The organism is Bacillus australimaris (genome assembly GCF_001307105.1).
In the GTDB taxonomy this organism is placed as follows: Bacteria; Bacillota; Bacilli; order Bacillales; family Bacillaceae; genus Bacillus; species Bacillus australimaris.
This window is the reverse complement of sequence record NZ_LGYN01000029.1, coordinates 40656-65215: the sequence shown is the minus strand read 5'-3', so window position 1 is coordinate 65215 and position 24560 is coordinate 40656. Positions and strand designations below refer to the sequence as shown.

At 42.4% G+C, this 24560-nt stretch carries 23 protein-coding genes; 9 read left to right on the top strand and 14 right to left on the bottom strand.

The window, feature by feature from the left end; translation table 11 throughout:
- The first annotated feature begins 21 nt into the window (after positions 1-21).
- From AKG37_RS16755 to AKG37_RS16745, 3 genes are all read left to right on the top strand, one after another.
- Complete coding sequence (locus tag AKG37_RS16755) at positions 22-1236, top strand: sensor histidine kinase (RefSeq protein ID WP_060699852.1); 1215 nt, start codon at positions 22-24, stop codon at positions 1234-1236.
- On the top strand, positions 1233-1889 hold the full coding sequence (locus AKG37_RS16750) for a response regulator (RefSeq protein ID WP_060699851.1): 657 nt from the start codon (positions 1233-1235) through the stop codon (positions 1887-1889). Before AKG37_RS16755 ends, AKG37_RS16750 begins: the two co-directional genes overlap by 4 nt.
- A gap of 362 nt (positions 1890-2251) precedes the next feature.
- Complete coding sequence (locus AKG37_RS16745) at positions 2252-3244, top strand: DUF4352 domain-containing protein (protein WP_338021073.1); 993 nt, start codon at positions 2252-2254, stop codon at positions 3242-3244.
- 49 nt (positions 3245-3293) lie between these two features.
- Here the strand turns inward: AKG37_RS16745 and AKG37_RS16740 are convergent, their stop codons facing one another.
- The 3 genes from AKG37_RS16740 to AKG37_RS16730 form a co-directional block, all read right to left on the bottom strand.
- Positions 3294-4379 carry an SEC-C metal-binding domain-containing protein gene (locus tag AKG37_RS16740; RefSeq protein ID WP_060699850.1) on the bottom strand — a complete coding sequence of 362 codons (1086 nt, stop codon included), beginning with the start codon at positions 4377-4379 and terminating at the stop codon, positions 3294-3296.
- Positions 4380-4570: 191 nt separating this feature from the next.
- Complete coding sequence (locus tag AKG37_RS16735; protein ID WP_060699849.1) at positions 4571-5509, bottom strand: response regulator; 939 nt, start codon at positions 5507-5509, stop codon at positions 4571-4573.
- Between the two features lie 4 nt (positions 5510-5513).
- Positions 5514-6800, bottom strand: a complete 1287-nt coding sequence (locus tag AKG37_RS16730) for an ATP-binding protein (RefSeq protein WP_060699925.1) — start codon at positions 6798-6800, stop codon at positions 5514-5516.
- A 516-nt stretch (positions 6801-7316) separates the two neighbouring features.
- Here AKG37_RS16730 and AKG37_RS16725 point away from each other — a divergent pair.
- Both AKG37_RS16725 and AKG37_RS16720 read left to right on the top strand, forming a co-directional pair.
- Complete coding sequence (locus AKG37_RS16725; RefSeq protein WP_060699848.1) at positions 7317-8297, top strand: glutaminase; 981 nt, start codon at positions 7317-7319, stop codon at positions 8295-8297.
- Between the two features lie 33 nt (positions 8298-8330).
- Positions 8331-9758, top strand: coding sequence for an alanine/glycine:cation symporter family protein (locus AKG37_RS16720; protein ID WP_060699847.1), 1428 nt, complete (start codon positions 8331-8333; stop codon positions 9756-9758).
- Positions 9759-9798: 40 nt separating this feature from the next.
- On the opposite strand, the gene AKG37_RS16715 is transcribed toward AKG37_RS16720, so the two are convergent.
- The 4 genes from AKG37_RS16715 to AKG37_RS16700 form a co-directional block, all read right to left on the bottom strand.
- On the bottom strand, positions 9799-10659 hold the full coding sequence (locus AKG37_RS16715) for an alpha/beta fold hydrolase (protein ID WP_060699846.1): 861 nt from the start codon (positions 10657-10659) through the stop codon (positions 9799-9801).
- 173 nt (positions 10660-10832) lie between these two features.
- Positions 10833-11198: a VOC family protein gene (locus AKG37_RS16710; RefSeq protein WP_060699845.1), complete on the bottom strand. Its 366-nt coding sequence runs from the start codon at positions 11196-11198 to the stop codon at positions 10833-10835.
- Between the two features lie 100 nt (positions 11199-11298).
- Positions 11299-12681 carry an amino acid permease gene (locus AKG37_RS16705; protein ID WP_060699844.1) on the bottom strand — a complete coding sequence of 461 codons (1383 nt, stop codon included), beginning with the start codon at positions 12679-12681 and terminating at the stop codon, positions 11299-11301.
- Positions 12682-12748: 67 nt separating this feature from the next.
- Entirely contained in the window at positions 12749-14257 is a 1509-nt protein-coding gene (locus AKG37_RS16700; protein WP_060699843.1) for a class I adenylate-forming enzyme family protein, read from the bottom strand.
- A gap of 261 nt (positions 14258-14518) precedes the next feature.
- Between AKG37_RS16700 and AKG37_RS16695 the strand changes: the two genes are divergently transcribed.
- Positions 14519-14956 carry a MarR family winged helix-turn-helix transcriptional regulator gene (locus tag AKG37_RS16695; protein WP_060699842.1) on the top strand — a complete coding sequence of 146 codons (438 nt, stop codon included), beginning with the start codon at positions 14519-14521 and terminating at the stop codon, positions 14954-14956.
- 21 nt (positions 14957-14977) lie between these two features.
- Here AKG37_RS16695 and AKG37_RS16690 read toward each other — a convergent pair whose 3' ends face one another.
- From AKG37_RS16690 to AKG37_RS16675, 4 genes are all read right to left on the bottom strand, one after another.
- Positions 14978-16111: a zinc-dependent alcohol dehydrogenase gene (locus AKG37_RS16690; protein ID WP_060699841.1), complete on the bottom strand. Its 1134-nt coding sequence runs from the start codon at positions 16109-16111 to the stop codon at positions 14978-14980.
- A 157-nt stretch (positions 16112-16268) separates the two neighbouring features.
- Positions 16269-17291 (bottom strand): quercetin 2,3-dioxygenase, encoded by a 1023-nt coding sequence (locus AKG37_RS16685; RefSeq protein ID WP_060699840.1) that lies wholly within the window; start codon positions 17289-17291, stop codon positions 16269-16271.
- Between the two features lie 80 nt (positions 17292-17371).
- Complete coding sequence (locus AKG37_RS16680; protein ID WP_060699924.1) at positions 17372-17935, bottom strand: TetR/AcrR family transcriptional regulator; 564 nt, start codon at positions 17933-17935, stop codon at positions 17372-17374.
- A gap of 46 nt (positions 17936-17981) precedes the next feature.
- Entirely contained in the window at positions 17982-19463 is a 1482-nt protein-coding gene (locus AKG37_RS16675; protein ID WP_060699923.1) for an amidase, read from the bottom strand.
- Positions 19464-19649: 186 nt separating this feature from the next.
- Here AKG37_RS16675 and AKG37_RS16670 point away from each other — a divergent pair, with 186 nt between their 5' ends.
- Positions 19650-21263, top strand: coding sequence for a S8 family peptidase (locus tag AKG37_RS16670; protein ID WP_149865103.1), 1614 nt, complete (start codon positions 19650-19652; stop codon positions 21261-21263).
- 38 nt (positions 21264-21301) lie between these two features.
- Here the strand turns inward: AKG37_RS16670 and AKG37_RS16665 are convergent, their stop codons facing one another.
- Positions 21302-21838 (bottom strand): ribonuclease FAU-1 family protein, encoded by a 537-nt coding sequence (locus AKG37_RS16665; RefSeq protein ID WP_060699922.1) that lies wholly within the window; start codon positions 21836-21838, stop codon positions 21302-21304.
- 115 nt (positions 21839-21953) lie between these two features.
- Here AKG37_RS16665 and AKG37_RS16660 point away from each other — a divergent pair, with 115 nt between their 5' ends.
- The gene (locus AKG37_RS16660; RefSeq protein WP_060699838.1) at positions 21954-22157 is read left to right on the top strand and encodes a hypothetical protein; all 204 of its coding nucleotides are present in this window, start codon (positions 21954-21956) and stop codon (positions 22155-22157) included.
- A gap of 47 nt (positions 22158-22204) precedes the next feature.
- On the opposite strand, the gene AKG37_RS16655 is transcribed toward AKG37_RS16660, so the two are convergent.
- Entirely contained in the window at positions 22205-22753 is a 549-nt protein-coding gene (locus AKG37_RS16655) for a GNAT family N-acetyltransferase (protein ID WP_060699837.1), read from the bottom strand.
- Between the two features lie 211 nt (positions 22754-22964).
- Between AKG37_RS16655 and AKG37_RS16650 the strand changes: the two genes are divergently transcribed.
- Positions 22965-24182, top strand: coding sequence for a multidrug effflux MFS transporter (locus tag AKG37_RS16650; RefSeq protein WP_060699836.1), 1218 nt, complete (start codon positions 22965-22967; stop codon positions 24180-24182).
- Positions 24183-24394: 212 nt separating this feature from the next.
- On the opposite strand, the gene AKG37_RS18960 is transcribed toward AKG37_RS16650, so the two are convergent.
- Positions 24395-24559, bottom strand: coding sequence for a hypothetical protein (locus AKG37_RS18960; RefSeq protein WP_162490558.1), 165 nt, complete (start codon positions 24557-24559; stop codon positions 24395-24397).
- Position 24560 lies beyond the last annotated feature (1 nt).

Genomic DNA, 24560 nt, shown 5'->3' with positions numbered 1-24560 from the left:
TGACAGACAGGAGTTTTTCACATGAACCTTCAGCAGACACTCAAACTGTTGGGTCAAATGAGGCGTAAATTCGTATTAGGCCTTGTGTTGACCTATATGTATATTCAAATGTATGAACCCCTTTCAATAGGCGGATTGGTGTTTCGCACCTTCGTCTATTTGGTGTTTCTCCTTTGTCTTTTTAGAAAAAATAAACTGTCACCTAAAAAACAATTTTTCATGCTCTTCTCGATGTGGATGCTGACACATCTATTATGGATGGTGACAAGTCAGATTCAAGACAGTATTGGGCTTACCTTTTTTATGATCGGCTTTATCGCTTTTCGTTTTTCAGAGGCGCATCACCCCTATCTTTTTGCAATCATCTTTATCACCAGCGGGGTCAGCTATTATGTAAATGATTTTCCTTTGAATATGGTGATCACTCTTCCGTTATTCCAGCTGCTTGTGTATACACTTGTCTTGATCTCTAGAATGCGGCGGCGTGAACAGGAATTAAAGGAAGTTCACTTCGAGGAACTTCAAAAGGTTCACCATGAATTATCAGAAGCCCATGAACGATTGAAAGAGGCGCATTTAGAACTTGAACAAGCGACCGTTCAATCACTCCAATTTGCAGTGTTAGAGGAGCGAAGCAGAATTGCGCGTGATCTGCATGACAGCATCGGACATCAATTAACCTCAATGATTGTTCAGCTGCAATCTTTGCCCTACCGTTTAAAGCAAGAAAAGCCAGAGCAGATGACGCAAACGTTTCAAGAGCTGATCAATATTTCTAAAAACTGTCTCACCGAGGTACGTTCAGTGGTTCATCATATGGCGTCAGATGATGCAGGTCTCGGACTTGCCGGACTTCGCAGTCTCATCAAACAAGGAGAGACATCGGGAGGGCTTGACATTCACTTTCATACAGAGCAGCTCACGTATAAAAAATGGCCGCTCGCAGTATCTGAACTGCTATATCGCATTTTACAAGAAGCCATCACCAATACAATTCGCCATGCAAAGGCGACCGCGATGACCATTACACTATCTAACCATCAGCAGGAGCTGATCATGAACATTGAAGACAATGGATATGTGAGCAGTGAGAAAGACATTTCATATGGCTTTGGACTTTCAGGCATGAAGGCAAGGTGTGACGCAGCAGGCGGTTTCCTCAAGACCTCCATACGCGAGCCGCACGGCTTTTGTATCCATGTTCAAATTCCTATCAAGGAGGACTCCAAAACATGACAACCCCTATTAAGATTGGCATTATCGATGATCAGCCCCTTATCCGCCAAGGATTTCGTTATATTGCAAGCGCTCAAGAGGATATTGACGTTATATGGGAGGCATCAGATGGTCAGGAGGCAGTGGAGCTTTGCTTGATCAACAAACCAGACGTACTGCTGATGGATGTGCAAATGCCTGGCATGGATGGCATCACGGCAACAGAGCGCATTTTAAGCATGCACCCAGACGTAAAGGTTGTGATTCTCACGACCTTTGATACGGAAGAATACGTCTTTGACGGGATTCGTGCAGGGGCAGTCGGTTATTTGCTAAAGGATACATTGCCTGAGGAATTAATTGAAGCCATCCGTACCGCCTTTGCTGGTGAATCTGTATTCCGCACAGCAGCTTCTGAGCACATGATGGAAAAAGCTCTTCAGCAGGCAAATGAAACACACCACACTCATCTGCTTCATGAATCATTCACAGAACGTGAGCGCGATGTCTTACAGCAAATGGCCTACGGCTTAAAGAATGAAGACATTGCTGATCAATTATTTATTAGCAAAAGTACGGTCAAAACGCATGTGCACCGTATTTTACAAAAGCTCAACGCACAAGATCGCACACAGGCTGTCGTCTTCGCCATCCGCCATCGCCTCGTGAAATAAAAACTACCTTCATTTCAAGATTTTTACACAAAAAACATTTAAAAGCTATGATAAATTGATGAATTAATCCTTATTAACTAGTAAATTTTTCTTATTAAATTCCTTTTTTTAAAGGTAAATGTGTAAAAAACGATCGAAGATAGGGACTAAAACCTATTCCTCATCATGAATGAATTTCGATAGAATGAATAGTGCAAATCGTCATTAGGAGATTTTCCCCTTTAACATCCGAATATACCATTCTATCTGTTTCTTTTTTCATAGTCAGATAGCGGGAAGGAAATGACGAAAGAAAAGCAAAGGAGCATCAACTGTGAATCTCAAAAAAATAAGTGCACTCCTCATGATTTCATTCGTGATGAATCATCTCTGCAGCCTGCCAGAGCTCAGCCAAATCAACGGGCGCTGATCAAAAGTCTACAAAAACAGTAGAAGTAAAAGTCAATAGCTACGAATATACGTTACCTGAAGACTCAACAACTACTCTGCGAGATAATGAATTGGTGCTTAAAGTCAACCTGACGATCACAAACAAAGGTGACAAAGCCCTTTCATTATATAACTCTGACTTCGCCCTTTATCAGGACGATGCCAAAGTATCAGATTTAAAATTCTACGGCAGTAAAGACCGCCTTAACCTCGGTTCATTGAACAAAGGCAAGTCACTATCAGGTGCTCTTTATTTCCTAGTAGACAAAGGGAAAAAATATCAGTTCGTGTATCAGGACAGTATCAAGAAAAACAGCGATTCTATCGAAATCAGCTTAGATGGAAACAAAATACTCGATTCAGCGAAAAAGCTGGATAACCCAGCAAAAGCGTTATCCGCTTATACCGATGTGATTGTTTTTGACAAAAAGAACGAGCAATTCGCAGATTTAACGGGTGACAACCAATCGGATGTCGTCAATAAATACCACGAAATGTTTGTAAAAGACTTCAAAAGAAGTGCAGGAATATACGGAAATGAAGTGAGTGACCGTGATATTCTGTCGATGTACAAACGCATGCAAAACACCATGAAGGATAAAGCCAAAGTAGAAACAAGTGTGAAAACCATCTCTGATGACGAGGCGAAGGTTGTCGCTCAAGTTACAGGCATTGATGCCTCTAACTTAAAAGACAAGCTAGATAAGCAAAGAGACGAGTTTTACAACGGGAAAATCCGCTCTAAAGAAGAATTGTATAAAAAAAGCTTAAACATGTACGCATCTGAATTCGAAAAGCTTCCTCCAGTCTCCAGCCCAGCTGAATATGAAGTGAAAATGAAACGTAATGGGGATGGTCAATGGAAAATAGACCTCAACGATTATAATACAGAGCAGTACATGGGCGGTTTTATTAAAACGAGATAATGAAAACAAAAAAGACGCTGGCCTCTAAAGGTGCCGCGTCTTTTTTATGTTATACAGTCGCTTCTTGCTCTTCTTTCACCGCTTGTTCAATATCTTTAAAACGGCTCGATACAGTAGAAGCACTAATGCCATACTTTTTCGCTACTTGCGCTTGAGAAAGCGGGGCATCACTTGCAAGTGAATGAATATAATATTCGATTCCTGCAGCAAATGACGCTGCTTTACGGATTACCGGTGATTTCTGATCACAGTAGGCTTTCCAAACAGTTAATGCACCATCTGTCAGGCTTTGGTCACCGTGTTCCTTCATTCCATCTTCAATCAGCTTAGCTGTTTCCAACTGAACGTCACTTGCCCAGTCCATCTGATCTGCTGATAGACCTGTATCGCCTTCTGTTTGTGCCGTTGTTTCTGATTCTTCTACTTCTTGCTTCGCAAACATACACTTCAACACATCAGGGAATGATTCTCTCATAAATGTGCTGCGCGCCCCTCCATTTGCTTCAAATGCGTCCACTAGCTGGCGCACCTGAAGAAGAAGAGTATCTGTAAACTCTTTCGCAAACATCGTATATTGAATGAAAAACTCTGCTTTTTCTTCAAATTGAACCGGAAAACCAAGTACGAGACTTCCCTTCTCTGGCAGTACCGTTTGATCTGGCTTTACATCCACTTCGACCTTTTCAGCTGTTACCATATTCTCAAAGTAAAGAGACTCGTCCGTTTTTTCATTTAATAAAAGCAAAGATGGTTCCATGCCTGTCCAAGATTGGACCACTTGTCTTGTTTTCGGACGGGTAATATCTTCTGCTTTTTTTGTCAGGAATTCTTGGAAAATGGTTTCTTTCTGATCCGTTAATGGACGGAAGAAGATGCCCCATACACTCAAATGAAAGACTGAGATTTGTTGCGTTTCTTTATCCATATCCGCAAGGAAAGAAAACTCATTAATGAATTGATTAATCGCTCTCTGATGCTTAGAGAAAGCATAATTCATTAAATCCTTTTGAACTTGTACAGCTTCCTTAAACACAAGCTCAGACGTTTGTTCTCCGCCTGACTTTTGACCACAGCAATGTTTATATTTTTTTCCGCTTCCGCATGGGCAGAGCGCATTTCGTTTAATTTTTCCCAAAATAAAACCTCCGACATTCTAGTCTAACCTCACTATTTTAACAAACGATTGCACAGGAGGGTTTTATTTTCAAGAAAAAAGAAAAATCAGAATGATCAGTCAAATGACAAAGGCATCTGAAGAGCACGACAAATCATAGGAAAGACAGTCTTTCTCTGTTTATTTTCTCCAATCATTCCAACAGATTTTCCTCAGCTCATTCCATCGAATAACTGCTTTGCTTCAAAATAAAAGATTTGAACGAATTTCTTCGTATTGACTCTGCCTGTCGATCCTGCAGATGAAGATGTCTTCTGCATTTCTTTCATTCTTTGGCTGACATCGGTAAAATCAAAAAACTTCGATGCATAGTGCTCAAACTTAGGATTTGAGAAATCTGTTAATCCTAGTGATGCAAAATGATTCAAGGAATGATGAATAGCTCGTCTAATCCGCTGCTCTGCCGCTTTCACTTCCCGCATCACTTCTACATCGGCTGCACCATGGCCAAGCTTTCTTTCTGCTGTTTTGATAAACAGCTGCTTTAGCGGCGGGAAATTGATCTCGTGAGAATTGGCTGACTGTGTTTCATGTAAATAGATCAGTATCTCCAGTAAGTCCTTTGAGCCGCTCTCACCGACAATTCCTAGTTCGGATAAGAGGAATTCCCCAGCCTCTTTCATTGATCTCCTCTTCGCCCCAGCGCCGGCATCTTGAGACGTCACAGGCTCTAATGGCAGCACATGACGAAGGGAAGCCTGAATATCGTAAATTGATTTCTCCAGCTTGATACGCTCCATAACTTTTCGAATCACACTGACGATCTCAATTCGATTGACGGGCTTATGAATATAATATTCAATCCCTAGTTCATAGGCTTCTGCCATCATCTCTTTCGCCTCTACCTGGGAAATCATAATGACCTTGCCTTTGAATTCAGGGTGAATATGGCGAATGGTTTGAATGCCATCTCTAGCAGGCATTAAAAGATCAATTAAAAGGATGTCTACTTTCTTTAGGTTCAATGAATGAGCCTCTAATCCAACTCCGTCACCCGCTTCATCCACGACCTCTCCTAAATCCTCATCCTCAATAATTTGGCCTAAAATCGAGCGTATTGCACGATCATCATCTGCAATGAAAAATCGCATACACTCACCCTCTCTGTATTAAATTTTGTATAGGAAGGATAAGCAGAAAAGCTGTTCCTTTCGTTTCTTTTTGTTCGATTTTAATTTGACCGCCAAGCTCTTGAACCAGCTCTCTCACATAAGATAAGCCAATCCCAGTAGATGGTGTTCCATATGCGTCAAATTTGGAAGTATAGCCTGGATCAAATACAATTTCTCTCATTTTTTCAGGAATCCCCGGCCCATCATCTTCAATCCGAATGTCTATTTTATCATGACTTCCTTTCAATACGAGTGAGATCATTCCAGTATCTTGTATTGCTTCAACCGCATTTGCCATTAAATTATTAATCAGCGATAAGAAAATGAACACATGATAATCATGCAAATGAATGCCTCTTATATCAGATGTAAACGTGATGTTTTTTCCAAGAGATAGAGCATACTTCTCTTGAATGCGAATCACAATTTGAACGAGCTCTTCCGCCTTCATATAGTCCTGCATATTTTCCTTTGAAATCAGCTTTGACAGCCCAGCATAAATACGTTGATTATCCTTTTTCACTTCATGGATTTCTCCTGCAAGCTTTAACAACTCCTGGCTTACCTTCTTACCTGCTTCGTGTTCATGCAGCAGTCGATAAAGCCGGTAGGATTCTTGTGTAATATGCTCTGTATGTTTTAACGTTTTCTTTAAGTGAACCGTTTCTTCATATAAATTTGAAATGACCATCATCATATGCTCATTTTGTTTCATAATCTGCTTCTCTCTGGATTGTGCCTCATACAGCTTCATCATATTAAAAAAACTGATCACCACAAAGCTGTGAGCAAACGCAATGAGGAACATATCACTCAACTTTGACAGAGTCATCGTTGTATCAAACACTAAAAATTGTACAAACAGCTCGACAAAATCAGCCACTAATTCGATCATAAGACCGATGATCCCAATGAAAATTGAGCGCTGTTTAAAGCGTCCCGTACGGACGGCAAAAAACAGGAAAGCATAAGTAAAATAGAAAAAGAAACTTGGGAATTGCTGATACAATGATGTCATCAAATCAGCATTCTGCTGAATCAGATCTAAACCAACTCGAAAAAGCACAATGGCTGCGCCTGTTAAAAACCCCGGCAATAGCGGTCTAGATGTTCTTAAAAGTAATAAACAAAAGAAAAACGCAGGTGCGCCAAAGCTGATACGAAACGTCTCATTCACAGGATAAAACTTCAGTTCTCCTGCGAGCGGCACAATGACCATCATAAAAATTAAAATGAATGCGTCTTTTTTAACAAGCTGATTTAAACTCAAATGACTGACATCCCTTCCCCTGTTTGCATAGCCACAGTATACAAGGAGACTCTTTTCTCGACAATGTGCAAAAAAATAATTTTCACGACTCCTTTTACCCCCAAAATCCTTTTTCATGACTATTCTCCGAGCCAGCACGGTGACCTTTCAGCTATTCAGCATTTTAGACATTGACTACAATAATAGGAATTGTTTAGACAATGTTCGACAGACTGATTTTTATTTGTAAGTTTTTCTGTAGATTTACGTCAGATTGTGTAGTTTCCAAGATAAATTAAATGAACAATTTTAGTGAAACTATATGTAAGCGTTTTCTGAATATTCGCTAAAAACCCTTTTTGTTTTTCCGCCGACAATGCCTTCATTTGACCATAAATTTAGGTGTAAAGGAGTGGTGCAAGCAGCGCATGACAAGTTCCTTGAAGATGTGTAACATGTTTTCGTGCCTATTTGATCGCATTTTTTGTCATCCGCCAATTCAATAGGGTACTTTTGATTTTTGATTGGAGGAATCGTATGAAAACAGAAATTTCCAATAATACACAACACGCATGCCAGTCTTCTGTTGATCAATGGGCAGAAGAAATACGTCCGTATTACAAAAACGGGCAGAATGCTGGCTATATTCCAGCACTCGGAAAAGTGAATTCCTCTCAACTTGGTATCAGCGTCATTGGCCCAGATGGATCATCTGTACGATATGGTGATTGGGACGTTCCCTTTACCCTGCAAAGTATCTCAAAAGTGATCAGCTTTATAGCTGCCTGTTTAGGAAGAGGCGTACCTTACGTCTTGGACCGGGTAGATGTAGAGCCAACTGGTGATGCATTTAATTCCATCTACCGCCTTGAGATGCATAAACCAGGGAAGCCCTTTAATCCAATGATTAATGCTGGAGCTATTACCGTATCCTCCATCCTTCCCGGAAAGACTTCTACAGAAAAGCTAGCATATATTTTCGATTTAATCGAAAACTTAATAGGTAAGCGTCCTTCTGTTAATGAAGAGGTTTATCAATCGGAATGGGCAACTGCGCATCGGAATCGGGCACTTGCTTATTACTTAAAAGAAACCAATTACTTAGAATCAGATGTCGAGGACACGTTAGAAGTGTATTTAAAGCAATGTTCCATCGAGGTCACAACAGAGGACATCGCCTTGATTGGACTGATTATATCAAGTGATGGCTACCATCCTTTTAAGCAAGTCCAAGTCATCCCAAAGGATATCGCCAGACTAACAAAAGCATTGATGCTGACATGCGGCATGTATAATGCGTCTGGTAATTTTGCTGCTTTCGTAGGTGTTCCAGCCAAAAGTGGTGTGTCTGGAGGAATTATGGCTTGCGTTCCGCCAAGCGCAAGAAGAGAGTTCCCGTTTCAGACAGGCTGTGGAATTGGCATTTACGGTCCCGCCATTGACGATTGCGGAAATAGTATTACCGGTGTCATGATGCTGAAAAAGCTCGCCAAAGAGTGGGATCTCAGTATTTTTTAAAAAGAACAGTGATGAATTCGAAGAGGTGATGTTATGAACGAAAAAGCTTTGCTATCTTATTTAACACATACGAATGATTTTATTTGGACTTATATTGTGATTGCTCTGTTACTTGGAGTTGGACTCTACTTCACATATAGAACACGCTTCCTGCAAGTGAGAATGATTAAAGAAATGCTGCGTGTTCTGAAAGAAGGAAGAAAAGAAAAAGAGGGGATATCTCCGTTCCAAGCATTTGCCATCAGTATGGCGGCACGTGTAGGAACAGGGAATATCACAGGGATTGCCATCGCCATTGCCATTGGCGGTCCTGGTGCCATCTTTTGGATGTGGATCGTAGCGATTATCGGGTCTGCTTCAAGTTTTGTTGAAAGTACACTCGCTCAAGTGTATAAAGTAAAAGATAAAACAGGCTTCCGCGGAGGCCCTGCTTATTACATGGAAAAAGGGTTAAATAAGCGCTGGATGGGGATTTTATTTGCGATCCTGATTACGATTTCTTTTGGAATCGTCTTTAATGCGGTTCAATCAAATACGATCACCGTCGCTTTTAAAAGCTCTTTTGGTTTAGATCGTTTAACAGTCGGTATTGTGATGGCTGTCATTTTTGCAGCGATTATCTTCAAAGGAATCCAAGCAATTGCAAAGGCTTCTGAATACATTGTCGTTGTGCTTGCGGTAGCTTACATCGGAATTGCGTTCTTTGTCATTGTCACAAATATCACTGAACTTCCTGGTGTCCTCAGTACGATTGTGAAACACGCCTTCGGGTTTGAACAGTTCGCTGGCGGTACACTAGGCGGCGCATTATTACAAGGGATTAAACGCGGTCTTTTCTCGAATGAAGCTGGTATGGGTAGTGCACCTAACGCAGCAGCAACAGCTGTGACAAGCCACCCTGTGAAACAAGGGTTAATCCAAGCATTCGGCGTGTTAACAGATACGTTAATTATTTGTACGAGCACTGCCTTTCTTGTGCTATTCTCTGATGCATATAAAACAACAAATCTGCAAGGAATTGAATTAACGCAGGCTTCTCTCAGTCAGCACATTGGACCATGGGCCTCTGGGTTCCTTGCCGTCATGATTTTCCTATTCGCGTTTAGTACATTGATCGGTAACTATTACTATGGTGAAACGAACATTGAATTCCTTGGAGCGAATAAAATTTGGCTTAACATCTATCGAATTGCCGTTATTGGAATGGTTCTATTCGGTGCGGTTGCGACTGTTCCTCTCGTTTGGGGTCTAGCCGATCTCTTCATGGGACTCATGGTAATCGTCAACCTCATTGCCATTACCATGCTGTCTAAGGTTGCCTTTGCAGCACTGAAGGATTACATGAGACAGAAAAAAGAAGGCAAAGATCCTGTTTTCTATAAAAATGCCGTTCCAAACAATGAGAAAATTGAATGCTGGGACGACGAACCTGCTTCATTGAAAAAGAATCAAATCGGGTAAATCCAAAAAAGCTCTGATCAAAGGATCAGAGCTTTTTTTCTTATGTCAAAAATTCGAGTATGAGTTTGTTGACGACTTCTGGTTTTTCATGATTGATCCAATGAGAGGCATCGTCGACAAAGATCAGCTGGCCATTTGGACAGATCTTAATTGTTTCCTTCGCCAGCTTTCTGCTTAGAAACTTGTCCTCCATTCCCCAAATCATACGAACAGGAACGAGAATCCGTTTGGAAATTGGCTTTTCAAAGCCGCCTTTTTTAACGGCTCGGTACCAATTTAGCATTGAGGTCAAGGCGCCAGGCTGCGTCCAAGCGAGCTTGTAGCTTGAGACATCTTCCTCCGTGAACAAATGTGGTCTTGCAGTTAGCCCGATGGCTTCATCTAGTCTTTGAAAGTGATTTTCTTGAAGTGCTGCCTCTGGAGCATTCGGAAGCTGAAAGAAAGCGATATAGGAGCTTTTCTTCCACTGTGGCGGATAAAACGGAAGAACCTTCATCATCACCCGCGGATGCGGCATATTGACAATGATTAATTTTTCAACATATTGAGAACGGGTTGAAGCCAAATGCCAAGCAACTGCTCCGCCCCAGTCGTGTCCACCGACAATTGCCTTTTGATTCGGGCTCAGCGTCTTAATCAATCCTACGATATCATCTCTCAGTTGATCTAATACGTAGGATTTGACTCCTTCTGGCTTGTCACTTAGATGGTAGCCTCTTTGATCAGGAACGACAACACGATAGCCTGCCTCAGCCAAGGGGATGATTTGATTTTTCCAGCCGTACCAAAACTCAGGAAACCCATGGAGCAAGACAAGCAGCGGGCCATCCTCGGGGCCAGCCATTGCTGTATGAAGCCTAATGCCGTTTGTTTGGATATATTGAAACTCAATTTGTTCCATTCCTTTGCCACCCTTCTCCTTGTCCTTTTATTCTTCTAACATAGCATATTTTCCATTTTTCAGAAAATAAAAGCACTCCTAAAAAAACCTTCACTATGGTGAAGGTTTTTTGTCGTCTTTTCAGCGTGATAGAAAACCTTTGCAGTCTAAGGACAACGAATGCGAGGGTTTGTCTATTTCATATAATTCAGAACCCAGATGAGGCCATTTTTCCGGTCCTGTACTTGTCCGTGAAGTGCGCCAAAGAAGGTGTCCTGTAATTCGACTATAACATCTCCATCAGCTTCTAGCGCTTCATATACAGCCTTTAGTTCTTCTTCATTGTCAAATTGCATAATCAATCTGAGATTCTCTGGCTTTGGTGTGCGTCCAAACGTATCTGAAAAGTGAAGCAGTGATTCCCCAAGATGCAATTCAGCATGCAATACACGGTCTTGATGTTCATTTAAGATATGAATATCTCCACCGAAAATTCCTTGATAATATTGAAGAGATTCCTTCACGTCTTCTACAACAATATAAGGACTAACGCTAATCATATCCCTCATCCTCCTCTTGTTCCGTTCATCATCTCATTTATAGCTTATCCCAAATCGTATGAAAAAAGGCACAAATCGTCAACGGATTTGCACCTTTTTCTCATGAAGATTTCGCTAATTCACTGTGCTTGTTTGAATACGCTGCGTACATGACGACACCGATTAACAGCCAAACCCCAAAATAAAGCCATGTTCGGCCTGGTAAGTTGAGCATCAGAAACAAGCAGCACCCCATAGAAATAATCGGCAAGACCGGCACAAAGGGAACCTTGAATCCCCTCTCAAGCTGCTGATGTGTCTTTCTCAAAATAAGCACAGATAAACTGACCATGGCAAACGTTAATAACGCACCGATATTCGCTAAGTTGGACAAATCCTTTAAATCAATAAAACCTGAAATAACAGCTGTCATTCCACCAATCATCCATACGCTTGCAACAGGTGTATCGCTCTTGTTTGTTTTTGAAAACACTTTAGGCAAAAGTCCGTCTCGGCCCATCGCATAGGCAATTCGAGTTGCTGCATAATTATTGGCGAAAATCACAGCCATCAATCCAATGACCGCACCAACAGAAATAATACCAGCCACGCTATTTTGATGTACACTTTGCAGGACATAGGACATTGCCTCTGTGACATTCAGCTTTGTATAATGCACCATGCCTGTCATGACCAAACAAACGACAATGTAAATGATCGTACAAATGAGTAATGAACCTATAATCCCAATTGGCAGGTTTCGCTGCGGATTTTTCACCTCTTCTGCAGAAGCAGAAATCGCATCAAATCCTAAAAAGGCAAAAAATACTGCAGCAGCACCGGCAATGACGCCTTCTGCGCCAAACGGCATAAATGGCTGCCAATTGGCTGGCTGTACATAAAAGCCGCCTACTACAATGAAAAGAACAATAATACCAAGTTTCACAAACACCATGATATTATTAAATTTTTTACTTTCCTCCGTTCCTCTAGATAAGATCCACGCAATCAGTAAAGCAATGATAATTGCTGGCAGATTCATATATCCGCCTTGCTCTGGCCCCGCTAAGAATTGATGCGGAATCGAAATTCCAAATCCCTCAAGCAGGCTGTTGAAATAACTCGACCAGCCACTGGCGACAGCTGAAGCAGTCAGCATATAAACGGACAATAAGGTCCATCCCATTAAATGGCCTACAAGCTCGCCCATGGTTGTATATGAATAAATGTATGCACTGCCGAATACAGGCAGCGCTGAAGCCATTTCTGCATAACAAAGTGCTGCCAAACTGCACACAATCGCTGCAATCGCAAAAGAGAAAATGACAGCCGGTCCTGCATCCTTAGCCGCTGTAATTCCGGTTAGCACCATAACCCCTGTGCCAATCACTGCCCCTATACCAAGAAGCGTGAGGTCGAGCCCGCCCAGCGTCTTCTTTACCTTTTGCTGCTTGCTCTGTTCCAACAAATCGTGAACGTGTTTCTTACGAAGAATATGTCGCAAACCCTTTCCCTCCAAAACGTTAGAAAAACAAAAAAATCATTCAAATTTCATTATAGCAGAATAGGTACTAAGCATTCACAACCAATTCACGTAAATCTCTCTTCATGATTTTTCCAAGCTTATTCTTTGGCAGCTCCCGTGTGAAATGAATGGATGGCACTTTGTAATCTGCCAAACGTTTCTGGCAATAGTTCAACACATCTTCTTCGCAAAAATCGACGGATTCATCTTTTACGATATACGCACTTGGCACTTCACCATATAATTCGTCCGGCACCCCAATGACAGCTGATTCAATCACACCTGGAATCTGTTCAATGACTTCTTCTACTTGGTCAGGATAGATATTATCCCCGCCATATAAAATCACATCTTTATATCTGCCTGTGATATATAGAAAGCCATCTTCATCTAGATAGCCTGCATCTCCCATATGGAACCAGCCATCTTTGAGCACCTTCGCAGTAGCGTCGGGTTGATGATAATAACCTAAGAAATAAAATGGACTTCTCATGACAACTTCGCCAATTTCTCCAGCTGGCAGAGTTTCTTCTGTCTCAGGATGAACGATTTTCACTTCTACATCTCCATCCACTTTACCAGCAGAGCCCATTTTCTCATCACCCATCGCAGGATGCCACGCACTGACAACCCATGCTTCCGTACTACCGTAGCCGTGCATCATCTGAATGCCTGCTTCTTTATAGTCCTTAATCAAACGGACAGGCACCTTCGTACCGCCAGAAATCGCAATTTCAAAAGACGAGAGATCATACGAGCGGCGTTTCATTTCTTCTAGCATGTACGTATATGCTGATGGGAAAGCCATCATGAACGTAATTCTTTCTTTTTCAATTGTTTCTAAAATGCGCTTCGGTGTCGCATCATGCAAGAAGACAAGCGTATACCCTTCAATGGCGGCCGCGATCAGATGATTAATTGAACTCATATGATACAGCGGGTGACTTGCCAAATATCGTTTTCCTTTTAGATCAAATCCTCGATTCCCACGTCTTGTTAAAAATTCATAGATTCGCCCATGTCCAACCATACAGCCTTTTGGATTGCCTGTTGTCCCAGAGGTGAATAAAATCATCGCTAGATCCTCTTCTGAAACCTCCTCCGCAAGATCACGGCCATCATTTGAAGCTAACAGGTCTTCAAACAACTGCGTTGTTTTCGCATTTACACCAGACTCCACCATGAGGCAATTGTCTAAAGGCACATTCACCGCAGCAATGATGTCACGGAATTCCCGGTCAAAGAATAACGCCTTTGGCTCTGCTTTTTTTAAAATACCTTCCAGCTCAAAAGAAGTAAGCTGCCAGCTAAGCGGAACTGCTACTGCACCTGCTTTGATGGCTGCCAGCATAATCGTTGAAAAGTGATGATGGTTTTGACAAATAAAACAAACGCGGTCACCTTTTCGAATCCCTTTTTGATATAAATAATGGGCGAGCTGGTCAATGCGTTTTGCATATTCTTCAAATGTATAAGACACACCCCCGCCAGTTACCGCTTCAATTTGTGATGAGCGCTCCATTCTGTCGTTTAGTAATGCCTGTAAAGTATTCAATATCTTCATCTCCAAACGTTTGATTTCCAATAACCCATTTCCAGAGAATTGGGTTGGTAGATTTTATCTCATTCACATTCTAAAATAAAAACAGATGAAAGTAAAATCATTTCATTTTGGAATATTTCTTTATATTAATTGATAATATAGGTAATTTTATATCCGTCTTCCATTTTGGTTTAAATCATGATGATTATTATGATAAGATAGACCTAGTAATTGATCGGAAATGCGAATGCAATAGGAAAAGAGGTATGGAGAATGCAACATTTCGAGCTAGAGGCAAGTTTATTAGACCATGCACTGACAAAGTATTTAAAGGCGACGAAACAAATAGATGAAGAGAATATTCCGAAAAACGTCACGAATATCAAAGGGTTTATTTTACGTATCATCTACCGTCATCAATCATGTACTGTGAAAAATATTCTGCAGGAAGTTTCATTATCTCCCTCTGCAACAACAACCGCTCTCAATCACTTAGAAGACGAAGGGATGATTATCCGCTCTCGAAATAATAATGACCGCCGCACTGTGTGGATTGAACTCTCTGAATCGGGTGAACAAATTGCAAAACAAATGATCGATAATCGGCAATTGCTTGTGAATCAATTGTTCAACCACCTTTCAGAGGAGGATAAAAAGACATTCTTTGATTTAATCGAAAAAATGATGGACGAGCACACACTAAAGGCTTAGGAATACTCCTAAGCCTTCTTTTTATGGCTTTAAGACGACCTTTATACAGTCATCCTTTTTGTCGTTGAATATGTGGTACGCATGAGCAGCCTCATCTAATGGCAATTGATGTGTGATAATTGCTCTAGGGTCAATTTCACCGCTTGTCACTTTTTGATAGAGCTTTGGCATGTATCCTCTCGCCGGGGCCTGTCCCATTTTCAGCGTAACGTTTCTTGCGAAAAAGGCGCCTAATGGGAACATGTTGTACAGACCGCCGTATACCCCCGTCATCTGCACTGTTCCGCATTTCCGAACGGCCTTTGTAGCAATCTGTATCGGTCCGATCGTACCGCCTTGCAGCTTGAGCTTTTGCTCAATTTTTTCAAGCGGTGACTTCTTCCCGTCCATTCCCACACAATCAATCACAACATCGGCTCCGCCCTTAGTGAGCTCTTTTAACGTTTCTCCCATGTCGGGATCTTCTGTAAAATCAAAGACTTCCACACCGCTCATCCGTTTTGCATGACGCAGACGGTAATCAATGTGGTCAATGGCAATCACACGTTCCGCCCCTTTTTGCCAAGCAAATTGCTGTGCCATTAATCCAACAGGCCCGCAGCCTAACACGATGACTGTATCGCCTTTTTTCACACCTGCGTGCTCCACACTCCAATAGGCAGTTGGCAGGACATCTGATAAGAACAGCAATTGTTCATCCTCCAGCTCACAATCATCTGGGATCTTAAACGGGGTGTAGTTTCCAAAGGGTACGCGTAAATACTCTGCCTGCCCTCCGGGATAATTCCCATATTTCTCACTATAACCAAAAAGGCCGCCCGAATCGTAGTGCGGGTTTGAGTTGTCGCATTGGCTTTCTAAGTGATGATTACAGTATTGGCATTGACCACATGCAACTGTAAACGGAATGACGACACGATCTCCCTTTTTTACCGAGGTGACATCTGGTCCAACTTCCTCCACAATCCCCATCGGTTCATGACCAATCACATAACCGATTGGAAGCGGGAAATTCCCCTGATACAAATGTAAATCTGATCCACAAATTGAAGTTGATGTAATCCGTATAATCACATCTTCCCGATCTTGAATAGACGGTGCTTCTACTTTCTTCACTGCAATACTATTTTTCCCTTGATAAGTAACAGCTCTCACATGTATTTCCTCCTTTAACTCAAGTCATCTTTACCTAGCTTCACCTTGAACGAATGGTTCATTCATCAAATGAGCAATTTATTCGGAGGTGTCAAAAAACAAAAAAGCCCATCGATTGTTTCGACAGGCTCATGTTGTTGTGTAACGCGTTACACAGTTATTCTTTTTCGACAAAAAACAAATCATATTGCGATGAAGACTCTCGATCAATCGCCGAGTTCCCTTTTTGAATCAAATAAGGACATATACTCGGGCTTTGTGATTCTTCAAACTGCTCATATAACTGCTCAATCTTTCCAGGAAGCAGCAAAAGTAAAAATTTATTTGAATGGGACACCAATTCATAGGAATGAATCGTATCAGGCGGTATATAGGCAAAGTCACCCGGCATCAAGGAAATATCCTCTCCGTTCAAATGAAGGTTCATTTTCCCTTCAACACAATAAAGTGCTTCTGTATGAACTTTATGATAATGCGGCGGGAAATATTGCCCCTTCGTTGCTTCAACCACAAAATGACTGAACCCGCCTCCTGTTGTTTCTGCTGTTGCAATCAGCTCATGAAGCTGACCATCAATGATGTATTGTTTCCCTTCACCAGCCTCTAATACATAGGGCTTCACCTCGCAGGGGAGCTCACTATGAAATAAAACGGGGGGCTTAGTTGTATTGGATAATTCTCTGATTCCATGCATCAGGATGATATCGCTTTCTTTTTCCGCCTGCTGAAAGCTGGCAGCATCGAAAGCATGATGAGCCATTGACCATTCATTGTGCAAAAGTAACTTCCCAATTTGCTGATAGACATTTGTCATTTGTCCGCCCAATGTATATGAAATAAACCTTGTTTTATGACTATGCATTCTGTAGCCATGAATCGTTTTGGGCGGAATATGAACATAATCAAAGGCTGTTACCATATATTTTTTACCGTCCAGCATCACTTCAAGCTTTCCTTCCAGCACAAATATGGTTTCAAATAAGTGCTCATGGCAATGCAACGGGAAATAAGCTCCTTTCCCACCTGTGATTAAAGCAAGCTCAAACAGCTGATTCGTTTGATTTGCTTCTGCCAGCATATGAACAAGCTGATTCTCCAGTCCATACAGTTTTCCTGAACCAGATACGGTATAAAAAGAGGTACCTTCGGATTGCTTCATCGATTCCGGTTGCTCCGACATCCCATCACTCCTCATGACTAATTGACTATCTTTATTATATAGACCAATTGATATAATAGATAGACAATATGCGAGAGATTTTACTCTTCTCGCATAAATAAGTGTCTAAGGTAACATTTGACGTGTTCTAAAGGGGTCGTTTGCTTGAGTGCAGTGGTCATCGATAGTCCCCCTATCACCAATGAATGAAGGAGAGAAGCCAGTTCATCCGCTTTGTTTTCTTCGTATCCGCTTTCCATCAGTTTTTCTTTTACAAGCTCCTGCCATCGGATCATTTCTTGTTTGCATGCAGCATGAAGCTGTGTATGCTCAGGCTTGGATTCTGCCGCCAGCAAAACAATTGGAATCCCTCTTTCACTTTCTTGCTCCATAAATTCCCGAATGATGTTTGTCATAAAACGATCGATGGCGATATATGGGTCATTCGAATAGGCAAAGCTTTCTTCAATTCGATTGATGACCTTTTGACTAATGTATGAAACGGCCGCGATGGCGAGCTCTTCCTTTCCCTTTGGAAAATAATAATAAAGAGATCCTTTAGGCGTGCCGCTCTCTCTGATGATTTGATTCAATCCTGTTGCATAGTATCCCTGTTTACGTAAAAGAAGTGCAGTCGTTTGAATGATTTTATCCTTCGTACTCACGTGTAACACTCCTTTCCCTCCATAGACCAAAGTCACTTTTCACCTGTTATTGATTTAATTGACTAGTTCCTTTCCATATCGAAGATGACTCCATTTCTGCCGCAAGCCTGAGCAGCCAGTCCTCTTTTCCTTTAGGCGCTGTCACCTGTACCCCTAAAGGCATGCCTGCGCCAGTGAGATGAACAGGAACACTCATAGATGGCTGACCTGTTAAGTTGGCAAGCTGTGTAAATGGGGTATAGGTCAGACTCTTGAGGAACATGTCATAAACGAGATCCTGCTGTGCTTGCATTGGAAGGGATGACACACGTAAAAGTGCGGCTGTTTCCTGATCCGAATGCATAAGCTCTCCAACCTTTGGAGCTGAATAGGCAGTAGCTGGTGTTACATAGAGATCATAGTTTCGATGAAAGGAAGCCATTTGTGCAGCAGCCATATCCCACGTATCAAGACTTTCTGTATAAGCAGCAGCGGTCACATTCTTGCCAGCCTCCGCCAGCACCCATGCCACGATATCCGTTTCCTCCGGCTTGACTGAACGACCTAAAGAACGAGACAACGATGTGAATAATGCAGACATTTCTCCACTGTTCATCACGTAATATTGCTGCATGAGATGGACCCCGTCAATTTCTGGTTTTGCTTCTTCTACTTGATGGCCTTGCTCACTCAGCCATTTCACTGTTTGCTGAACCGCCTGCTTCGCTTCCTCACTGACCTTCGTGCCAACTGGAGATTCAACACTGTAAGCAATCCGCATAGAAGATGTGCGTTTCACAAGATCCGCTTGGTAGCTGCCATCATATAACGGGGTTTGGAAAGCCGCCTCAGGCTGAATGACTTGAAGAAGGTCAAGAAGGGCTGCACTGTCTCGCACTGTTTTTGTCAGGGTAAAGTCAATGGAAGCGCCTTGCCACTGCCTTCCTGCACCTGGGCCTACTGGCGTTCTACCCCGTGTTGGCTTAAGACCGAACAAACCAGTAAAGGATGCAGGAATCCGAATGGAACCACCGCCGTCACTCGCTCCGCCAGCAGGGACAATGCCGCTTGCAACAGCTGCCGCTGTCCCGCCGCTTGAACCGCCCGGGGAATAGTCCGTATTCCAAGGATTCCTCGTTGGACCATGTAAAGCTGGTTCTGTCACATTTCTCAAACCAAATTCTGGTGTATTTGTATGCCCAATCATGAGGAAACCAGCCTGCTTCAACCGATCAACAAAGTGGGAATCCGAATTCGCCTTTACATCCTTTAACAGCATAGATCCTGCTGTCAGCGGTTCATTTTTTATTGCTTGCGATATATTTTTCAGCACAAACGGAACACCCGCAAATGGCTGATACGCTTGTAACGGCTTGATGTCTTTTAATACTTGATCTTGTCTCGTCTGAATCACAGCATTTAGTTCTGGATTGACCTCATTCAATCTATTAAATGCAGCCTGCATAAGCTCCTCAGGCGTTACCTGCTTATTCCGCACCAGTGCTGCCAAGCCAGTCGCATCATACGTCATATACTCTTTTACGTTCATCAGCATGTCCTTCTTTCTCTTATTATGATGTCTCTATTGTCTACTACAATTCTATGAATTTCAATTTCAGGCTACCTGTAAAAAAAACTTTCTGAACAAGAACATTATTCTATTAACCATCCCTCTGATTTCTCCGATATAATAGAGAAAAAAAGACCGAGGTCATCGGATGAGAGGAGTCACGTCTTGAAAAGGAAAATAATCGTCATCATCGCTTTTCTTCTTGCGTTGACAACTGCTCTGCCCTTCCATTCGCAGGCAGCTGCACCATCAAAAGAAACTGATGTCATCATCGTCTATAAAAACCAAAAAGGGAAACAAACAGCTATTGAGGAAAGCGAGAAAGTGAACGCACAATACATACATCTCCCCGCTGTCGCTGTGACAGCAGATGAACAAGCGGTCACCTCACTTAAAAAAGACCCAAACATCGCTTACGTCTCTAAAAACGTAAAGGTTAAACTCGCCGCTTCTTCTGTGAAAAAAACCGCTGCTGTTACTGGTCAGGATGCATTGGTACAAAAATCTTACAATCTGCAAAAGCTAAATATCAAGCAGGCGATTAAAGAAGGCGTCACTGGTAAAAATGTAAAAGTAGCTATTTTAGATACTGGTATTTTCCCACACGAGGATTTAAAGGTATCTGGCGGTAAATCATTCGTGAGCTACACATCCTCTTATAAGGATGATGAAGGACATGGCACACATGTCGCCGGCACGATTGGTGCGCTTAATAATGATTACGGAACAGTCGGCGTCGCTTCTGGTGTGAAGCTGTATGCTGTGAAAGTGTTAGATAAAAAGGGAGAAGGCGACCTATATAGTCTGCTTCGAGGCATCGATTGGGCGATTACCAACAAGATGGACATTATTAATTTAAGTCTAGGCTTTGAAGACAATATCCCTATCTTGCGTTCAGCAGTGGATGAAGCATATAAAAAAGGACTGCTCGTGGTTGCCGCAAGCGGAAATGACGGGAAGAAGAATTATATTAGCTATCCTGCTGCCTATAACAGCGTCATTGCTGTATCTGCAACGACTGACAAAGACAAACTCGCATCTATCTCAAATACAGGGAAACAGATCGAATTTTCTGCCCCTGGCGAGAATGTCATCAGCACCTATTTAAAAAATGAATATTGGTACGCAACGGGTACATCACAAGCTGCACCGCATGTCACAGGGATGCTGGCACTGTTAAAGCAGCTTCACCCGAAGAAAACAAATGCACAGCTTCGCACCTTATTGCGCAGCTATACAGTGGATCTTGGCGCGAAAGGAAAGGATTCACAATTCGGCTATGGCCGCGTGCAATATGTGCCGCAAGCCACCTTTTTAAAGGCTGCAACCAGCGCTGTCAAAAAAGCCGAAACATCTAAAAAGCAGGCAGACGTCAACCAAGCCAAAACAAGAATTGACCGACTTACTGCAAACAAACAAAAAACAGCACTCACAGAACGAGTGAAGAAAGTACAAACAGCCATTAATATCCGCTTAGCACGTGCAAAGGTCAAAACAGCTGAAAAAAACAAAACACAGAGCACCATTAAAAGCGCTCAAACGGCCATCAAGAAGCTAAGCAAAGGCAAAGAAAAAACAAGCCTTCAAAACCGGCTCGACAAAGTCAAAAAACAGGTCGCTTATCAAAAGAAAGTGACAGACGCGAAACAAAAGGTCAAAAAAGCGGAAGCCAAACGAACAAAGAAAACAAAAGCTACGGCTCAGAGCGCTGTCAAACAGCTAAAAGCCTCCAAAACGAAAACCAATTTACAAAAACGCTTAAACCGTATTAAGGTCTGACAGAAAAAACGATTCCTCGTTTAAAGGAATCGTTTTTTCTATTTCAACAGTGGCTCAAACAAACTGTGATCATATCTTCCGCTGGCATCTGTTCTCACTTGATCAAGTATGCTTTCTAACGATGCCATCACACCCTCTAATGCTCGATGCACGGAACCATGTTCAAAAGCCGCTAAACTTTCCGGCAATTCATCTTCATCCAACACAAAGACATCACCATTTGGAAGAACGAGCAGATCAATGATGAAATCTTCAAACATGACCACCTGCCCGTTGAACCGTGTTTTCCCGACAATATTAAAATAAAAGCCTAATTCCTTCCCTTGATCATCCCGCCAGAAATAGATATTGTAAGGCCGGTTCTCCCAATAATAAGCGGTCGTATAGCTCCCTTTAGGAATCGTAACAACACCATCCCCTGCCAGCATCGTAAACGGGTCTTGAATCTTGTGAAACAGCACAACCTGCTGCCCCTTTGCGTCTAACAGCAGGCATTGATGATCCACAACCTTCCCATCATATCTCACTTTTCTCTCAATCACTTCATGAGAGCATTCTGTATGTAGCGGAAACATCATGTCACAACTCCCTTCTGCGTCTAGTCTCTTTCCAGTATACACCCATTTTTTTAAAAGAAATAAAAGGATACTGTGTTTTCTTATGGAAGACTTATTAATGAGGTGAAAACAAATGAACGGAATCACGATTCTTGAAAACTTTACAAAGCTTGGACAAATCATCCTCATTTTTTGCGGCTATGCCCTTTATTGGCGGCTGGTGAAAACGAAGAGAGAACGAAAGCTGTCTCCTTATGAGCGCATGTTAAAATTCTTTGTCATGTTCGGTTTAATCTCGTGGGGGGTATCATATTGGGCGCTGATACTGTGGGCGTAAATTGAAAAAAGGAAGAGCTGTGCCTATAGGACTTGCTCTTCCTTTTTTTATGCGTGATGTGATGAACCTGCCGGCTGTTCTTTCTTGATCACATATTGATAGCCCTTGACATGCGTCCCACTCTGGCTCACAAAATCTTTATCAAGCGCACGCTCAAAGCCCATTCGTTCATATAGGCGAATGGCGGCCTGCATTTTATCAGATGTATGAAGATACAGGACGTTCTCGTCCCATGATTGCGTCAGTTCAATACTTTTACGCAGTAATGACTCTGCGATTCCTTTACCCCTCACATCGGGATCTACTCCTAAAAACCGGACAATGGCTGATGTAATGCCCATTTCAGGATTGTCATATGCTTGCTCTGATGACCGGAACATTTGCAGTGTCCCCACGACCTTGCCTTCAAGCTCCGCCACAAGCATCAGCTCCATGTTCGGATTATCTACAGCTGCTGCAAGCGCGGCTGAATAATCTTGCCAGCCTTCCTCTGTAAATTGAGGCGCATACTGTGCATAGGATTTGATCAGCACGTTCCTGATGGCCTCATGATCTTCTTTAACTGCTTGACGAATCATCATCTCTTGCTGCTTCATGTCAGCACCTCCTGCTCTCTATTAGTGGATATACGTATCATGCAAACACTGCATGTGTTGATCTTGTTCTTTTCTCTACTCATTTAATGTAAAGAGTCTCATCTGAAAGATCAATCATTTTGCACGAAATCTTATTTAAAATTTTTCATTGAAAAGGAACGCTTGATTCATTATGCTGTGTTGAGAAAGATACAAGGAGTGTTGCTATCATATGAGTTCTTTATCTTATCCCCAAGAATCGAAAAAAAATCGATTCCTCCTTGCCGCATTGCTCGGATCTTTAACAGCCCTTGCACCGCTGGCAATGGATATGTATTTACCTGCTTTGCCTCATATTGCACGTGATTTTGAGGCGAGCACCGCTTTGTCTCAATTAAGTCTCATGGCTTGTCTCATTGGACTGGCGCTTGGCCAGCTGCTTGCAGGCCCGATCAGCGATACGATCGGCAGAAGAAAGCCGCTGATGATTGGCTTAATCATCTTTATCGCCGCATCGCTTCTATGTACAGTGGTCACATCGATTTGGACATTCATTCTTTTAAGATTGATCCAAGGACTGGCTGGTTCAGCAGGCATTGTCATTGCACGTGCCATCGTGCGAGATCATTATGAGGGATCAGACATGACAAAGTTCTTTGCACTGCTGATGTTAGTCAACGGGGTTGCTCCGGCAGCTGCACCTATTGCGGGCGGACAGATTTTACGCTTCACGACATGGCAGGGTGTATTTGTACTACTAGGGATTCTCGGGGCATTGATGCTACTGAGATCGTTTTTTTCACTTCAAGAAAGTTTACCCGTAGAGCGCAGACAAACCGGGGGCTTTCAACAGATTATAGGTGCTATGAAAATTTTAGCCAATGATCGTCTCTTCGTCGGGTATGCCCTTTCGCAAGGTCTAGTATTCGCAGCAATGTTTGCCTATATATCTGGTTCACCGTTTGTACTCCAAGATATTTTCAACCTTTCTCCACAAGGGTTTAGCGCTGCATTTGCGGTGAATAGTCTTGGGATCATCACGGCTGGACAAGTATTTGCCCGAGTTGCTGCGAAAATCGGTGAAGAGAAAGTCCTTCGCATTGGATTGCTGACAGCTGCATTAGGGGGCGTCACCTTATTTTTCATGATCTCGATTGATGCAGGATTGTACGGTATTCTTATTCCGTTGTTTTTTGTTGTCTCAAGTGTTGGGATTGTCGGCACCTCTGCCCCGTCTCTTGCGATGCAGCATCACGGAGCGCATGCAGGAAGTGCAGCTGCACTGATCGGTGTTGCGCAAATGCTGCTAGGCGCTTGCATGACACCTCTTGTCGGCCTAGCCGGAAGTCAAACAGCCTTTCCAATGGGTCTGATCATTATGCTTTGTGATCTAGGCGCACTTTGCTGTTATTTCTTCTTTGTGGCCCGAGCAAAAAAAAGACCCGCATAAGCGGGTTTCAGATTGTTGACAAAGGGCCAAAATGATCTTTATTTTAGCCCTTTGTCTTCTTTTCAGCGTGATAGAAAACCTTTGCAGTCTAGGAAGTTCGAGCACTGGCGCGGAGCGAATCTGACATTCGTGAGCACCAGCGCGCAGAGCTGACAACGAATGTGAGGGTTTGTCTACACGCTTAGACCCGCATAAGCGGGTTTTTTCATTTATTATGGCGTACTCCAATTGATCGTGCGGAACACATTGCTCTGGTCATTGTTGTGATATGCATCTAGATCAAAGCCTGATATTCCAAAACCAATTGCCATGACAATTCCTCCGGCAACGGTGAAGATCATCCCCCATTTGAAGCATTGCTTTTTTAATTCATTCATG

What these genes read in the sequence shown, in the direction of transcription:
- AKG37_RS16755 (WP_060699852.1), top strand. Translation starts at nt 22, where the DNA reads ATGAACCTTCAGCAGACACTCAAACTGTTGGGTCAAATGAGGCGTAAA.
- AKG37_RS16750 (WP_060699851.1), top strand. Translation starts at nt 1,233, where the DNA reads ATGACAACCCCTATTAAGATTGGCATTATCGATGATCAGCCCCTTATC.
- AKG37_RS16735 (WP_060699849.1), bottom strand. Translation starts at nt 5,509, where the DNA reads ATGCGATTTTTCATTGCAGATGATGATCGTGCAATACGCTCGATTTTA.
- AKG37_RS16725 (WP_060699848.1), top strand. Translation starts at nt 7,317, where the DNA reads ATGAAAACAGAAATTTCCAATAATACACAACACGCATGCCAGTCTTCT.
- AKG37_RS16720 (WP_060699847.1), top strand. Translation starts at nt 8,331, where the DNA reads ATGAACGAAAAAGCTTTGCTATCTTATTTAACACATACGAATGATTTT.
- AKG37_RS16715 (WP_060699846.1), bottom strand. Translation starts at nt 10,659, where the DNA reads ATGGAACAAATTGAGTTTCAATATATCCAAACAAACGGCATTAGGCTT.
- AKG37_RS16710 (WP_060699845.1), bottom strand. Translation starts at nt 11,198, where the DNA reads ATGATTAGCGTTAGTCCTTATATTGTTGTAGAAGACGTGAAGGAATCT.
- AKG37_RS16695 (WP_060699842.1), top strand. Translation starts at nt 14,519, where the DNA reads ATGCAACATTTCGAGCTAGAGGCAAGTTTATTAGACCATGCACTGACA.
- AKG37_RS16685 (WP_060699840.1), bottom strand. Translation starts at nt 17,291, where the DNA reads ATGTCGGAGCAACCGGAATCGATGAAGCAATCCGAAGGTACCTCTTTT.
- AKG37_RS16675 (WP_060699923.1), bottom strand. Translation starts at nt 19,463, where the DNA reads ATGAACGTAAAAGAGTATATGACGTATGATGCGACTGGCTTGGCAGCA.
- AKG37_RS16665 (WP_060699922.1), bottom strand. Translation starts at nt 21,838, where the DNA reads ATGTTTCCGCTACATACAGAATGCTCTCATGAAGTGATTGAGAGAAAA.
- AKG37_RS16660 (WP_060699838.1), top strand. Translation starts at nt 21,954, where the DNA reads ATGAACGGAATCACGATTCTTGAAAACTTTACAAAGCTTGGACAAATC.
- AKG37_RS16655 (WP_060699837.1), bottom strand. Translation starts at nt 22,753, where the DNA reads ATGAAGCAGCAAGAGATGATGATTCGTCAAGCAGTTAAAGAAGATCAT.
- AKG37_RS16650 (WP_060699836.1), top strand. Translation starts at nt 22,965, where the DNA reads ATGAGTTCTTTATCTTATCCCCAAGAATCGAAAAAAAATCGATTCCTC.
- AKG37_RS18960 (WP_162490558.1), bottom strand. Translation starts at nt 24,559, where the DNA reads ATGAATGAATTAAAAAAGCAATGCTTCAAATGGGGGATGATCTTCACC.